Consider the following 13,172-nt stretch of genomic DNA (forward strand, 5'->3'; position numbering starts at 1 on the left):
AATTACACCGCTGTTTCTTGCTTTAACCAGTCGTATCCTTTTTCTTCAAGCTCTAGAGCAAGTTCTTTACCACCAGACTTTACAATTTTACCATTGTGTAAAACGTGAACAAAATCAGGTACGATATACTCCAATAAACGTTGGTAGTGCGTAATTAAGATAACTGCGTTATCCTTACTTTTTAGCTTGTTAACTCCGCTAGCAACAATACGTAAAGCATCGATATCCAATCCAGAATCGGTTTCATCTAATATAGCAACCTTTGGCTCTAACATTGCCATTTGAAAAATCTCGTTTCTCTTTTTCTCACCACCAGAAAAACCTTCGTTCAATGATCTAGATAAGAACTTACGGTCAATTTCTAATAACTCAGATTTTTCACGAATTAGCTTTAACATTTCCTTTGCAGGCATATCTTCAAGACCTTTAGCCTTACGAGATTCGTTAATAGCAGTTTTCATAAAGTTGGTTACAGAAACACCTGGAATCTCAACTGGATATTGAAAAGAAAGAAAAACACCTTTATGTGCTCTTTCTTCTGGAGAAACTTCTTCTAAATCTTCACCACTTAATTCAATTGAACCTTGAGTAACCTCAAAACGCTCGTTTCCGGCAATTACAGAAGCCAATGTACTTTTACCAGAACCGTTAGGTCCCATTATAGCATGTACTTCACCTGCTTTAACCTCTAGGTTTATTCCTCTTAATATCTCCTTATCGTCTACGCTAGCATGTAGATCTTTAATTTTCAACATAATATGTTACTTTAAATATTGTGGCGCCAATGGCGTTTTACTAAAATCTTAATTACTTTTTATCCTACAGAACCTTCTAAACTAATTTCCAGTAATTTTTGTGCCTCTACAGCAAATTCCATTGGTAATTTATTTAATACTTCTTTACTGAAACCATTTACAATTAATGCAATCGCTTTCTCTGTTGGAATACCTCTTTGGTTACAATAGAAAATTTGATCTTCACCAATTTTACTAGTTGTAGCCTCATGCTCAATCATTGCAGTTTTATTCTTTGCTTCGATATACGGGAAGGTATGTGCACCACATTCGTTACCCATTAACAAAGAATCGCATTGAGAGAAGTTACGCGCTCCATCGGCACGGCTATTTACCTGTACCAATCCGCGGTAACTATTTTGAGATTTACCAGCAGAAATACCTTTTGATATAATAGTACTCTTAGTGTTTTTACCAAGGTGAACCATTTTGGTACCTGTATCTGCTTGTTGGTAATTGTTCGTTACAGCGATTGAATAAAATTCACCGATAGAATTATCTCCTTTTAAAATACAAGAAGGATATTTCCATGTTACTGCAGAACCTGTTTCAACTTGTGTCCAAGATACTTTCGCGTTTTTCTCGCAAATAGCTCTTTTCGTTACGAAGTTAAAAACACCACCTTTACCCTCTTTATTACCAGGGAACCAGTTTTGAACGGTAGAATATTTTATTTCAGCACCATCTAAAGCAATTAGCTCTACTACGGCAGCGTGTAATTGATTTTCATCTCTTGACGGAGCAGTGCAACCTTCAAGGTAACTTACATAACTATCTTCATCTGCAATTAGCAATGTACGCTCAAATTGACCTGTACCTGCTTGATTGATTCTAAAATACGTAGAAAGCTCCATTGGGCATCTTACTCCTTTTGGAATATAACAGAAAGAACCGTCGGTAAATACAGCTGAATTTAAAGCTGCATAAAAATTATCTTTTTGTGGCACTACAGAACCAATGTACTTTTTCACTAACTCTGGGTGCTCTTTTATAGCCTCTGAAATAGGCATAAAAATAATTCCCTTTTCTGCTAGTGTCTTTTTGAAAGTTGTTGCTACAGAAACAGAATCGACAACAATATCAACAGCTACATTTTGTAATTTCTTTTGCTCATCAACAGAAATACCAAGCTTACGATACATTTCTAACAAGTCTGGATCTACATCATCTAACGTTTTGTTAGGGTCAGCAGATTTAGGCGCAGAATAATAACTGATTTTTTGAAAATCTGGCTTTTCATAATGCACATTCGCCCATGTAGGCTCTTCCATACTTTCCCAAATTCGGAAAGCTTCTAAACGCCACTGGGTCATCCATTCTGGTTCTTCCTTTTTCTTTGAAATCGCAATAACAATTTCTTCGTTTAAACCAACAGGAAATGTATCAGATTCAATATCTGTGTAGAAACCATACTCATACTCTTTGGTTTCCAATTCTTTCTTTAATTCTTCTTCTGTATATGCCATATATTCTATGTAATAAGTAAAAAGAAAATGAGTTAAAAACTTACTCACATATCATTTTACATATTCAAAACTTATTTTTTACAATGAAAAACTCTCGCCACAACCACACGTTCTTTGTGCGTTCGGATTGTTAAAAACAAACCCTTTTCCGTTTAATCCACCAGAGTATTCCAACACCGTTCCTACTAAATATAAAAAGCTTTTCTTATCTACGATGATACGTACATTATTGTCTTCGAATACTTTATCAGCGTCGTCTTTCTTATCATCGAAATTTAACTCGTATGACAATCCACTACATCCACCACTCTTTACCCCAACACGTACATAATCCGTCGTAGCATCAAAACCTTCTTCTGTCATTAGGTTGATTACTTTCTGTTTAGCCGTTTCTGATACTTCAATCATAATTAACTAGATTTAATCTAAATAGTTTACAAATATACATCATAAGTCCGTTTTTTTCATAGAACCTAACATTATTATAACGTATATATTAATAGAGAAATACTATGCTTAGAAAGAACACCGCAGTTATAATTGAAGAAGAACAACTACTTGTTTTTATTAAAAATTGAACATCGAATAAAACTAAATTCATTCTTTTTCAACACTATTACACTTGCGCCTGTATATACATAGCAATTAAAGGTTATAAAATTTGATTATTCTAAGTATAAATAACATTATTTCATTACTGAAAAAAGCTAAGAAAGTGTTAAAAACTACATCTCAATAAATACTTAATTAACTAATTATCAACTACTAAACTTAAAATTTAGGGTGAATTAAAATTCAAGCCAGCTCTAAACAGGGTTCAATCTAACAGAATTGAGTTACCTTCAATACCAAATCAAACAACAACAACTTATTATGTCAAACAACAAATCAAACGACAAAAACAACACCCGCCGTAAATTCATGAAGAATACGGGTATGGCGGCAGCCGGTTTTATGATTGTACCTAGACACGTTTTAGGTGGAACAGGGTTTGTCGCACCAAGCGATAAATTAAATATTGCCGGTATTGGCGTCGGTGGTAAAGGTCAAAGCGATATTGCTTCTTTTGCCGAGAGTCCGAATGTAAATATCGTATCACTTGCCGATGTAGATAATAGACAAGCAATTGCATCTAGAGAAGCTTTCCCAAAAGCAAGTTATTTCAATGACTTTAGAGAAATGCTAGATAAAGAAGGCAAAAATATTGATGCCGTATCTGTATCTACACCAGATCACAACCATGCCGTTGCAGCTTACCAGGCAATGTCAATGGGTAAACATGTTTACGTTCAAAAACCATTGACGCATGATATTTGGGAAGCAAGAATGTTGACCGAAGCAGCGAAAAAATTCAAAGTAGTTACACAAATGGGTAACCAAGGTGGCTCTGGTGACGGAGTTCGCACCATGAAAGAAATTTATGATACAGGCATTATTGGTGAAGTACATACCGTAAAATGCTGGACAAATAGAGCTATTTGGCCACAAGCATTACAAACACCTACCAAAAAAGACAAAATTCCGAAAGGCTTAAATTGGGATCTTTGGTTAGGTACCGCAGCAGCAAGAGATTATAATAATGCCTACCTTCCTTTTGATTGGAGAGGATGGTCTGATTTCGGAACAGGTGCACTTGGCGATATGGCATGTCATATTATGGATCCTGTTTATAGAATATTACCAATTTTATATCCTGATACCGTGGAATGTAGCGTTTCTGACTCGTTCAGCGGCAATTTTCAGTATAAAGACTACCCGAAAAGTTTTCCTAATTCCAGTAAAATACACCTAAGCTACCCAAGAACAGATGGTAAAGGTAAAATAAAAGTTACTTGGATGGATGGCGGACTGTTACCTGAACGACCAGAAGAACTAGGCGATGACGAAGCTTTAGGAAACTGGGATGGTGGCGTACTATTCATTGGTACAAAAGGAAAATTAATGGCAGATTGTTACGGTGCAAACCCGAGGTTATTACCATTAACCCTTAACGAACAATTTGAAGTAGAACAAACTATAGCACGTGTCCCAGAAGGTCATTATTTACAATGGGTAAATGCTTGTATGGCAGGCTACGGAAATGCAGAAACTAGCTCTTCTTTTGACTATGCTGGTCCGTTTACAGAAAGTATCCTTATCGGAAACTTAGCATTAAAATCATACTTTGAAGTAGACCCAACCGTTGAAAACCAAAGCTTTTGGGGTGGAGGAAAACAATACCACGGCAGAAAACGTTTACAGTGGGATGCAGCAAATATGAAGGTTACCAATTTCGAACCTGCAAACAAATACGTGAAACGTACCTATAGAGATGGGTATTCGGTAGGATAAGACCAAAATATAGTTACAATTTCAATATTAAATCCGAAGCTTTTCAGCTTCGGATTTTTTTATACCATTCATCTTGTTTTACTTCTTATTTTTGCAGCATGCTAGAAGATAAAGAACAAGAAAGAACATCGTTAGAGAAATTAGGTGAATTCGGACTCATAGAACACCTGACTAAAGATTTTAAAATCAAACAAGAATCTACTGTAAAAGGTATTGGTGATGATGCTGCAGTTTTAGATTTTGAAAACAAAAAAACAGTTATAAGCACAGATCTTTTAATAGAAGGGGTACATTTCGACCTTGCCTATATGCCACTAAAGCATTTAGGTTACAAATCTATTATGGTCAACCTTTCTGATATTTACGCCATGAACGCTACGGCGACTCAAGTAACTATTTCAATTGCAGTTTCAAACAGATTTCCATTAGAAGCACTTGAAGAATTTTACGCTGGCGTGGCAACAGCATGCAAAGCATATAATGTCGATTTAGTTGGTGGTGACACCACCTCATCAAAAACAGGATTAATGATTAGCGTTACCGCAATTGGTATCGCAAATGAAGAAGATATTGCTTACCGCTCAGGTGCTCAGCCAAACGATTTACTAGTTATTAGTGGAGACTTAGGTGCCGCATACATGGGGCTACAAGTATTAGAACGTGAAAACGAAGTTTTTAAAGTAAATCCAAATAGTCAGCCAGATCTAGAGCCGTATTCTTATATCGTTGAAAGACAATTAAAGCCAGAGGCTCGTAAAGACATTACTGAACTATTGAAAAAATTAGATGTTCACCCAACATCAATGATTGATATTAGTGACGGACTATCATCTGAGATTTTACATTTAAGTAAAAGTAGCGGATTAGGTATTGACTTATACGAAGACAAAATTCCTTTAGACCCTACCGTAATTTCAGCTTGTGAAGAGTTTAAAATGGATAGCACCCTTGTCGCACTTAGTGGCGGTGAGGACTATGAATTATTGTTCACGATAGACCAAAAAGAATTCGCGAAAATTAAGGGTAATCCAAACTTGACCGTCATAGGGCATACCACAGGAAAAGACGAAGGGGCATTCTTAATTTCTAGAAGTAATACGAAGATTCCATTAACCGCACAGGGTTGGAATTCATTTAACTAAAAAAGGATAAACTAAGCTACTTGTTGCGTTGCAGTAGTCGCAGTATGTCTTCTTTGGTAAATATGTTCTAAAGTTCTATTGATATCTTGTAATTCAGGTGTTAACGCAGAAAGGTTACCACTTACATCGGTAGTTACTTCTTTTTGACAATGAATACATTTGTACTCTTTTATATGAGACGTCACTTTTTTAGAAATTGAATAGTGATGGCCGAAGATGCTGCAGAATATTTTTTTCATGCTGTAGGATTTTATGCAAAAATTTCGATTTGGGTAATCGAGAAAATGCGATTATATATTAGATTGAATTTCAAGGAAATTAACATACGTTTTGTTTCCTTTGGTTAAAGTACAGCATATTAAAGGCCTGTACTAGTAATTGTTGTGAGTTTTACCTAACCTGTTGTCAATGCCCTTTTTTTTGGTGTTTCAGAAAATGAAAAACCTTGCCTTACCTGTTATTTCATAATCTTTCACTTAATTTGTATTCATGTTTAGAAAGAAGGAAACCCTCGTTACGGCTTTTGCATTGTTCTCTCTTTTTTTTGGAGCCGGCAATCTAATTTTACCTCCATTATTAGGCTTTAATTCTGGCGACCAATGGCTCATAGTTACCATAGGTTTCGGACTATCTGCAGTTGCAATACCGGTACTTGGTATTTTGGCACATGCAAAACTTCAGGGAACACTAATAGATTTTGGCAATAAAGTATCGCCAACCTTCAGTTTAATCTATGCCTTTTTCATTTATGCTATTGCTATAGCACTGCCTAGCCCTAGAACAGCTTCGGTAACGCACGAAATGGCGATTCAGCCCTATTGGGATATCTCATCTTGGTTTACAAGTAGCGTTTACTTCGCTTTGGTTTTATTATTTGCCTTAAACCGTTCTAAAATCTTAAACATTTTAGGTAAAATATTAACGCCTGCTATAATTCTAATTTTGCTTTTAGTGATTGGGATTACCGTTTTCTCATTCCCTTTCGAATTCGGAAACACAGCTATCGCTAGTCCGTTTACAAACGGAATACTAGAAGGCTATCAAACATTTGATGCTATTGGTGCTGTCGTTGTTGGTGGGGTAATTATTATATCGATCAATTTAAAATATACCGATGCCTCATATGAAGATAAAAAACTACTGATACGCAACGCAGCTTGGTTTGCAGGCTTATCGCTGTTTTTAATTTATATGGGACTTATACTTTCTGGATCCTTAGTACATTCTGTCTTCGATGCCGATACCACAAGAACAGAAATATTATCTGGTTTAGCCATACAGAGTTTAGGTAATATTGGTAATTTATTTCTAAGTATTCTTGTTGGCTTAGCTTGTTTTACAACTGCTGTAGGTATCGTTACGGGAACTGCAGATTTTGTGGCGTCTAGATTTAAGGACTCCAAATCTATTTACACAATAACAGCAATTCTAGGCAGTGTACTAGGTGTTTTAGTAGGGCAATTTAATGTAGCTTATATTATTGCCGTAGCTATACCATCTTTAATGTTTATTTATCCGATAACCATTATTCTAATATTATTGAATGTAGTGCCAGACAAATATGCATCCGTTTTTGTTTTCAGAGCGGTTACGATTACTACCATACTATTTAGTATTCCAGATTTCTTAGGTAGTATAAGCGCATTATCGCCCGCAGCAGATACCTTCTCTTGGATTCCGCTGCAACAATATAGTTTGGGCTGGGTATTGCCAGCTTTGGTTGTATTTTTAGCAATCAATGTAATAGGTAGAAGAAAGCCTCAATAAATTTTGATATCCCTATTACCTATTTTTTCTCTTTTTCGAATAATAGTAAAAAGCATATGCGATTAAAATCATTACCACCAAAGGTAGATAGGTGCCGATAACGACACCTATCTCATAAGCACTATTGGGTGCTTCTTTAATTTTCTCTTCAATTTCGGAAGCCTCTTGAAGGAATATAAATAAACTCATACTTAAAACTCTATTTCTAAACTGATAGGGCAATGATCACTACCCAATACCTGATCATGAATTTCGGCAGATGTTACCTTATCCCAAATAGATTCACTTACCAAAAAGTAATCTAAACGCCAACCAACATTTCTACCACGTGCGCCACCACGTGCACTCCAAAAGGTATATTTATCGAAAGTTGTAGGGTGTAATTTTCTAAAGCTATCTACCAAGTTAACTTCTTTAAGCATGTGCTCGAATCCGTCAATTTCGACTTGTGTAAATCCCGCTGTTTTATTGTAATTACTTTTTGGGTTTGCCAAATCATTCTCGGTATGTGCTACGTTAAAATCGCCTGTAATTATCAAAGGTTTTGATTTTGATAGCTCCTTTAGGTAGTTGGTAAAATCTTTATCCCATCCGGCACGGTAATCTAAACGTTTTAATCCACTACCACTATTAGGTATGTAGACGTTGATCAAGTGAAAATGCTCAAATTCAGAATGTGTAATTCTTCCTTCTAAATCATGTTCTTCAATACCCATGTCCTTATCGAACTTCACAGGTGCTTGTTTAGATAAAATTCCGGTACCAGAATAACCTTTTCGTTCTGCACTATTGCTAAACAGCTCGTAATCGGTAATATCTTTCAATGCTTCGGCAACCTGATCATCTTGCGCCTTTGTTTCTTGAACACAAAATACATCTGCATCAAAATCTTTAACGATATCTTCGAATCCTTTTTTTACAGAAGCCCTTATGCCATTAACGTTCCACGATACTAATTTCATATTCCGTTTTTATTTGTTCATTAATTCTTCAATCTCATCTGCCTTAATAGGGATGTTCGCCATCAAGTTAAAAGGCTCTCCCTTTTCTTGAATTACCACATCATCTTCTAAACGAATACCCATATTCTCTGCCGGAATGTAAATACCCGGTTCTACAGTAAATACCATATTTGCTTTCATTGGTGTTTTCAATGCTCCGTAATCATGAGTGTTTAAACCAATGTGGTGACTAGTACCATGCATAAAGTATTTTTTGTATGCAGGCCATTCAGGATTTTCATTCTGTACATCTGCGTTATCCAATAAACCGAGTCCGAGTAATTCTGAAGTCATTAATTTACCACATTCTTTATGGTATTCTGCCCAAAGCGTACCTGGCACCAACATTTTAGTAGCATCGTCTTTAACACGTAATACAGCATTATACACCTCTTTTTGGCGTTTGGTAAATTTTCCGCTTACAGGTATCGTTCTGGTTAAATCACTAGAGTAATTCGCATACTCCGCGGCAACATCCATCAGAATTAAATCACCTTCGTTACAAGGCTTATTATTCTCTAAGTAGTGCAATACATTCGCATTATTACCAGAAGCAATAATTGGCTGGTAAGCGAAACCTTTAGATCTGTTTCGCACGAATTCATGTAATAGTTCTGCTTCAATCTCATATTCCATCACACCCGGTTTCACAAAACTAAGAAGTCTACGAAATCCTTTTTCGGTGATATTACATGCAGTTTGCATGATATCAATTTCCTCAGGTTCCTTAATTCCTCTAATTTCCTGAAGGATAGGGTTGCTTTTTGCTACTTTATGTGCTGGATATTGATGCTTATATTTTTCAATAAATCGGTCTTCGCGAGTTTGCGTTTCTACCGCCTGTCTGTAATGCTCATTAGTGTTGAAATAAATAGTTTCAGCCTCAGTCATTAAATCGAAGAAGATTTTCTCGAAATCTTGTAACCAACAAACTGTTTCAATACCTGAAACTTCTGTAGCCCTCTCTTTCGTTAATTTTTCACCTTCCCAAATAGCAATATGCTCATTTGTTTCGCGAACGAACAGCACCTCGCGATGCTTTTTATTAATCGCATCAGGAAACAACACTAAAATAGTTTCTTCTTGATCAGCCCCAGAAAGGTAAAAAATATCTCTATGTTGCTCAAAAGGCAACACACTATCTGCACCTATCGGGTAAATATCATTAGAGTTAAAAACAGCAATACTTTTAGGCTGCATGCGGTCCATAAACTTCTTACGGTTCTTTATAAATAGGGAGTTAGGTATTTGATCGTATTTCATGAATTCTTATTTTGATATAAAATTAAGCATTATGTGTTGTTTCCTCAGAAAATACGGCATCGAATTATCAGATTTACAAGAACACCTTCTCTTATTCTTAGCTACAAATTAGCTAACTTGTATACCTAAACCAAACACAAACAACTCATGAAAAAAATCGCTTACCTATTAATAGGCGCTTTATGCCTACAGGCATGCTCAGAAACCAAAAAAGAAGAAACTCAATCTGAACTTTTTGCACGTATCGATACCGAGATCAAAGCAAACTCTAAAGGTTATAGTTCGTTAAAAGAAGCAACAGAAACTATCGGACACCGACTAACAGGTTCTACTAACGGAGCAAAAGCAGAAGAATACACCTTCAATAAATTTAAAGAATACGGCTTTGAAGACGTAGCCTACCAAACTTTTGAAGTAGAAGCTTGGGCAAGAGGCGAGGTTTCTTTGAAAATTAATGATGAAGACATTAAGGTAGTGACACTTGGTCACGCCCCAATTAAAGCAAACGTTACCGGAGAGATTGTTGACATGGGCAACGGCTTAGATGCAGACTATGCTGCTAACCCAGATGCTGTGAAAGGAAAGATTTCTTTAGTATACATTTCTCTTTTACCAGATAGTGAAGAGGGTTTAAGCAATTTACACCGAAGTGAAAAAACAGCTTTAGCCATTAAATATGGTGCTATTGGTATCATCATTATTAACCAAGTTGACAACGGAGTTCTATTAACAGGTACTGCATCGGTTACAGGAGAGTTGATACCGATCCCCGCTGTGTGTATTGGTAAAGAAGATGGTATGGCATTGAAAGAAACTTTAAAAACTAAAAAGGCTACAGCTAAAATTGACATGACCAATACGAGTGATGTTATCAAGGCAAGAAACGTGGTAGCAACATTGCCAGGTACTGAAATTCCGCAAGAAGAAATAGTAATTGGCGGACATTTAGATTCTTGGGATTTAGCTACAGGTGCTATTGATAATGGTATTGGATCATTTGCTGTTTTAGACATCGCAAGAGCATTTAAAGCAAATAACCTTCACCCAAAACGTACTGTGAAATTCGTAATGTTCATGGGCGAAGAACAAGGACTACTTGGGTCAAAATTTTTAGTAGAACAAGCTATTGAAAACAATACTATTGAGAACATCAAATACATGATGAACTTAGATATGTCTGGCAACCCAATAGGCATGAATGCCGGCGGAAAATTAGATGACGAACAATTCTTTGCAGATTTAGGTGCTGCCATTCAACAACAAGACACTATTTATCAAAATAAGTTTTCAAACAAATCTGGCTTACATAGTGATCACCAACCTTTTATGCTAGAAGGTGTTCCAATTTTATCTGTACACAGTAATTTGGACCGTTCTATTTACGGCTGCTACCATTCTGACTGTGATGATTTTAATTTGGTAAATGAAGACCATATGAAAAACACGGCTCGTTTTGGTACTATGATGCTTTATGCCGTTGCAAATGCAGATACATTACCTGCTACGAAAATGGATAGCGAAACCACTAAAGAATTTATGATCAAGAATGATTTAAAGGAAAAATTAATCATTGGCAACGAGTGGAAATGGGAAGAATAGGTTCACTAAAAAATATAATGAAGCAGGGTATTGTTCCCGCATTACTCTGCTTCTCTTTTTTAACAGGGTGCTCTCAGCATACTGAAGAAAAACCAGTCGATTATTTCGATATTGTTCGTCCAGAAATTACTGGTCAACTCGCTTATGAGACTACAGACTTTGTAGAAGATTATTGGCGTGTTGTGGGTAATACAGGCTTCAATAAAACCATTTACCTTATTGCAGATAGTTTACAAGCTGCAGGTTATGTTTTAGAGGAAAAAGCAAAGGATAGTGATCGATTGACCTACCGTATTGAAAAACGGAAAATGACCCACCAAACATGGGAACCTGGATCTGCTTCATTACAAATTGTAGGAGAAGAAAAGCCTTTGTTACTTTCAGAAACGAATAGGAACATGACCTATTTAAATTCAGTTTCTACTCCAAAAGAAGGTGTGAAAACACAAGTTATTTGGATAAAATCTATTGAAGACTTAAAGAACACTTCAATAAAAGACAAAGTAGTCTTTGCAGAAATGAGTGTTCGAAGATTGTATAAACTAGCGGTTGAAAAAGGCGCTGTCGGCATTCTTACGTATGATAATCCGGATTACTTACAGCCTGAAAAAAACAAGACCTCTATTCAGTTTAGAAGTCTTCCTTCTCAAGATGATGGTAATTTTTGGGGCATTGCACTATCCTACGAAGCGAAAGAGAAATTAATAGCAGAACTTAAAAAGGGTAGTACAGAAGTTCAAGTGAATATTCAAACCAAAAGATATCCATCCGAAGAACTGACAATAGTTGCTAATATAAAAGGTAGCGAATTACCAGATGAGCGTTTGGTATTCAGTGCGCATATTCAAGAACCAGGTGCGAATGACAATGCTACAGGTGTTGGCACACAGTTAGAAATGGCTAAAACAGCTGCTAAATTGTTTGCTGAAGGTAAAATCAGTTTTAAAAGAACCATGACTTTTTTATGGGGCGATGAAATCATTTCTACACAGCGATATATTCAAGAAGATAGCGAACGTGCAAAAGGAATAAAATGGGGAATTAGTTTAGACATGGTCGGTGAAAATACAGCAGTAACTGGCGGTACATTCTTAATTGAAAAAATGCCAGACCCAAGTGCTATTTGGACTCGCGGAAAAGACAAGCACAGCGAATGGGGCGGCGAGGTTTTGAAATTAGCAGATATGAAACCGCATTACCTGAACGATTTTATAATATCTACGTTTAAAAAACAAGGCGAATATGCCAATTGGGTAGTGAAAACCAACCCTTTTGAAGGCGGCAGTGATCATACTCCGTTTTTAAAAGCTGATATTCCCGGACTTTTACTTTGGCATTTTACAGATCAGTTTTACCATACCGATAATGACCGCATTGACAAGGTATCTCAAGAAACCTTGAAAAATGTAGGTACGGCAGCGTTGGTTAGCGGGTTACAATTGGTAAATGCATCAGATGTATTTGCGTATGAACAAATTCAAATTCTAAAAGAACAGGCTATTGTTCGACTAGAAGATGAATCAAAATTAAGTCTATTAGCACTTAAAAATGGAAGCTCCAAAAAGGAAGAAAAACTAGTTATTTCTGCTTGGGAAGATTGGTATATTAAATCTCTCAACTCTATAAACGATATAAGTACCAATAAAAATTCAGCCGTTAAAACTGCTATTTCAAATGCTCAAAATGAAATACAGCTAAAATCGAATGAATTAAAAGAAGCGCTTAAATAAATGCCCATTAGGCTTTATAGTACAATTTGCCAAGGGTATAAGTAATCAGTAACTTACCATCAGTATGATCAAACAAATG

At 36.2% G+C, this 13,172-nt stretch carries 12 protein-coding genes; 5 read left to right on the forward strand and 7 right to left on the reverse strand.

Annotation, left to right across the window (positions count from 1 at the left end; all coding sequences use genetic code 11):
* Positions 1–2 precede the first annotated feature (2 nt).
* The 3 genes from sufC to QSV08_RS15565 form a co-directional block, all read right to left on the reverse strand.
* The gene (sufC, locus tag QSV08_RS15555; protein WP_324024639.1) at positions 3–755 is read right to left on the reverse strand and encodes a Fe-S cluster assembly ATPase SufC; all 753 of its coding nucleotides are present in this window, start codon (positions 753–755) and stop codon (positions 3–5) included.
* 59 nt (positions 756–814) lie between these two features.
* Positions 815–2,260 (reverse strand): Fe-S cluster assembly protein SufB, encoded by a 1,446-nt coding sequence (gene sufB / locus QSV08_RS15560; RefSeq protein WP_324024640.1) that lies wholly within the window; start codon positions 2,258–2,260, stop codon positions 815–817.
* 78 nt (positions 2,261–2,338) lie between these two features.
* The gene (locus QSV08_RS15565) at positions 2,339–2,668 is read right to left on the reverse strand and encodes a HesB/IscA family protein (RefSeq protein ID WP_324024641.1); all 330 of its coding nucleotides are present in this window, start codon (positions 2,666–2,668) and stop codon (positions 2,339–2,341) included.
* Positions 2,669–3,133: 465 nt separating this feature from the next.
* Here QSV08_RS15565 and QSV08_RS15570 point away from each other — a divergent pair, with 465 nt between their 5' ends.
* Both QSV08_RS15570 and thiL read left to right on the forward strand, forming a co-directional pair.
* Positions 3,134–4,591, forward strand: a complete 1,458-nt coding sequence (locus tag QSV08_RS15570; RefSeq protein ID WP_324024642.1) for a Gfo/Idh/MocA family protein — start codon at positions 3,134–3,136, stop codon at positions 4,589–4,591.
* A gap of 98 nt (positions 4,592–4,689) precedes the next feature.
* Positions 4,690–5,733, forward strand: coding sequence for a thiamine-phosphate kinase (gene thiL, locus QSV08_RS15575; protein WP_324024643.1), 1,044 nt, complete (start codon positions 4,690–4,692; stop codon positions 5,731–5,733).
* Positions 5,734–5,744: 11 nt separating this feature from the next.
* On the opposite strand, the gene QSV08_RS15580 is transcribed toward thiL, so the two are convergent.
* Positions 5,745–5,972 (reverse strand): hypothetical protein, encoded by a 228-nt coding sequence (locus QSV08_RS15580; protein ID WP_324024644.1) that lies wholly within the window; start codon positions 5,970–5,972, stop codon positions 5,745–5,747.
* Between the two features lie 250 nt (positions 5,973–6,222).
* Between QSV08_RS15580 and QSV08_RS15585 the strand changes: the two genes are divergently transcribed.
* Positions 6,223–7,500: a branched-chain amino acid transport system II carrier protein gene (locus QSV08_RS15585; protein ID WP_324024645.1), complete on the forward strand. Its 1,278-nt coding sequence runs from the start codon at positions 6,223–6,225 to the stop codon at positions 7,498–7,500.
* Positions 7,501–7,515: 15 nt separating this feature from the next.
* Here QSV08_RS15585 and QSV08_RS15590 read toward each other — a convergent pair whose 3' ends face one another.
* The 3 genes from QSV08_RS15590 to QSV08_RS15600 are packed head-to-tail and all read right to left on the reverse strand — an operon-like array spanning position 7,516 to position 9,764.
* Positions 7,516–7,689 (reverse strand): hypothetical protein, encoded by a 174-nt coding sequence (locus tag QSV08_RS15590; protein ID WP_324024646.1) that lies wholly within the window; start codon positions 7,687–7,689, stop codon positions 7,516–7,518.
* A 2-nt stretch (positions 7,690–7,691) separates the two neighbouring features.
* Complete coding sequence (locus tag QSV08_RS15595) at positions 7,692–8,462, reverse strand: exodeoxyribonuclease III (RefSeq protein ID WP_324024647.1); 771 nt, start codon at positions 8,460–8,462, stop codon at positions 7,692–7,694.
* Positions 8,463–8,471: 9 nt separating this feature from the next.
* Entirely contained in the window at positions 8,472–9,764 is a 1,293-nt protein-coding gene (locus tag QSV08_RS15600) for an aminopeptidase P family protein (RefSeq protein WP_324024648.1), read from the reverse strand.
* A gap of 147 nt (positions 9,765–9,911) precedes the next feature.
* On the opposite strand from QSV08_RS15600, the gene QSV08_RS15605 reads away from it, so the two are divergent.
* The gene (locus QSV08_RS15605) at positions 9,912–11,363 is read left to right on the forward strand and encodes a M20/M25/M40 family metallo-hydrolase (RefSeq protein WP_324024649.1); all 1,452 of its coding nucleotides are present in this window, start codon (positions 9,912–9,914) and stop codon (positions 11,361–11,363) included.
* 17 nt (positions 11,364–11,380) lie between these two features.
* Positions 11,381–13,093, forward strand: coding sequence for a M28 family peptidase (locus tag QSV08_RS15610; protein WP_324024650.1), 1,713 nt, complete (start codon positions 11,381–11,383; stop codon positions 13,091–13,093).
* The last annotated feature ends 79 nt before the right edge of the window (positions 13,094–13,172 follow it).

The sequence above is a fragment of the Maribacter sp. BPC-D8 genome (assembly GCF_035207705.1).
Lineage (GTDB): Bacteria > Bacteroidota > Bacteroidia > Flavobacteriales > Flavobacteriaceae > Maribacter.

Bases quoted from the DNA above. Each gene is read 5' to 3' on its own strand.
- QSV08_RS15590 (WP_324024646.1), bottom strand. From the start codon at position 7,689: ATGAGTTTATTTATATTCCTTCAAGAGGCTTCCGAAATTGAAGAGAAA.
- QSV08_RS15595 (WP_324024647.1), bottom strand. From the start codon at position 8,462: ATGAAATTAGTATCGTGGAACGTTAATGGCATAAGGGCTTCTGTAAAA.
- QSV08_RS15610 (WP_324024650.1), top strand. From the start codon at position 11,381: ATGAAGCAGGGTATTGTTCCCGCATTACTCTGCTTCTCTTTTTTAACA.
- QSV08_RS15605 (WP_324024649.1), top strand. From the start codon at position 9,912: ATGAAAAAAATCGCTTACCTATTAATAGGCGCTTTATGCCTACAGGCA.
- QSV08_RS15585 (WP_324024645.1), top strand. From the start codon at position 6,223: ATGTTTAGAAAGAAGGAAACCCTCGTTACGGCTTTTGCATTGTTCTCT.
- thiL (WP_324024643.1), top strand. From the start codon at position 4,690: ATGCTAGAAGATAAAGAACAAGAAAGAACATCGTTAGAGAAATTAGGT.
- sufC (WP_324024639.1), bottom strand. From the start codon at position 755: ATGTTGAAAATTAAAGATCTACATGCTAGCGTAGACGATAAGGAGATA.
- QSV08_RS15600 (WP_324024648.1), bottom strand. From the start codon at position 9,764: ATGAAATACGATCAAATACCTAACTCCCTATTTATAAAGAACCGTAAG.
- sufB (WP_324024640.1), bottom strand. From the start codon at position 2,260: ATGGCATATACAGAAGAAGAATTAAAGAAAGAATTGGAAACCAAAGAG.
- QSV08_RS15565 (WP_324024641.1), bottom strand. From the start codon at position 2,668: ATGATTGAAGTATCAGAAACGGCTAAACAGAAAGTAATCAACCTAATG.
- QSV08_RS15580 (WP_324024644.1), bottom strand. From the start codon at position 5,972: ATGAAAAAAATATTCTGCAGCATCTTCGGCCATCACTATTCAATTTCT.
- QSV08_RS15570 (WP_324024642.1), top strand. From the start codon at position 3,134: ATGTCAAACAACAAATCAAACGACAAAAACAACACCCGCCGTAAATTC.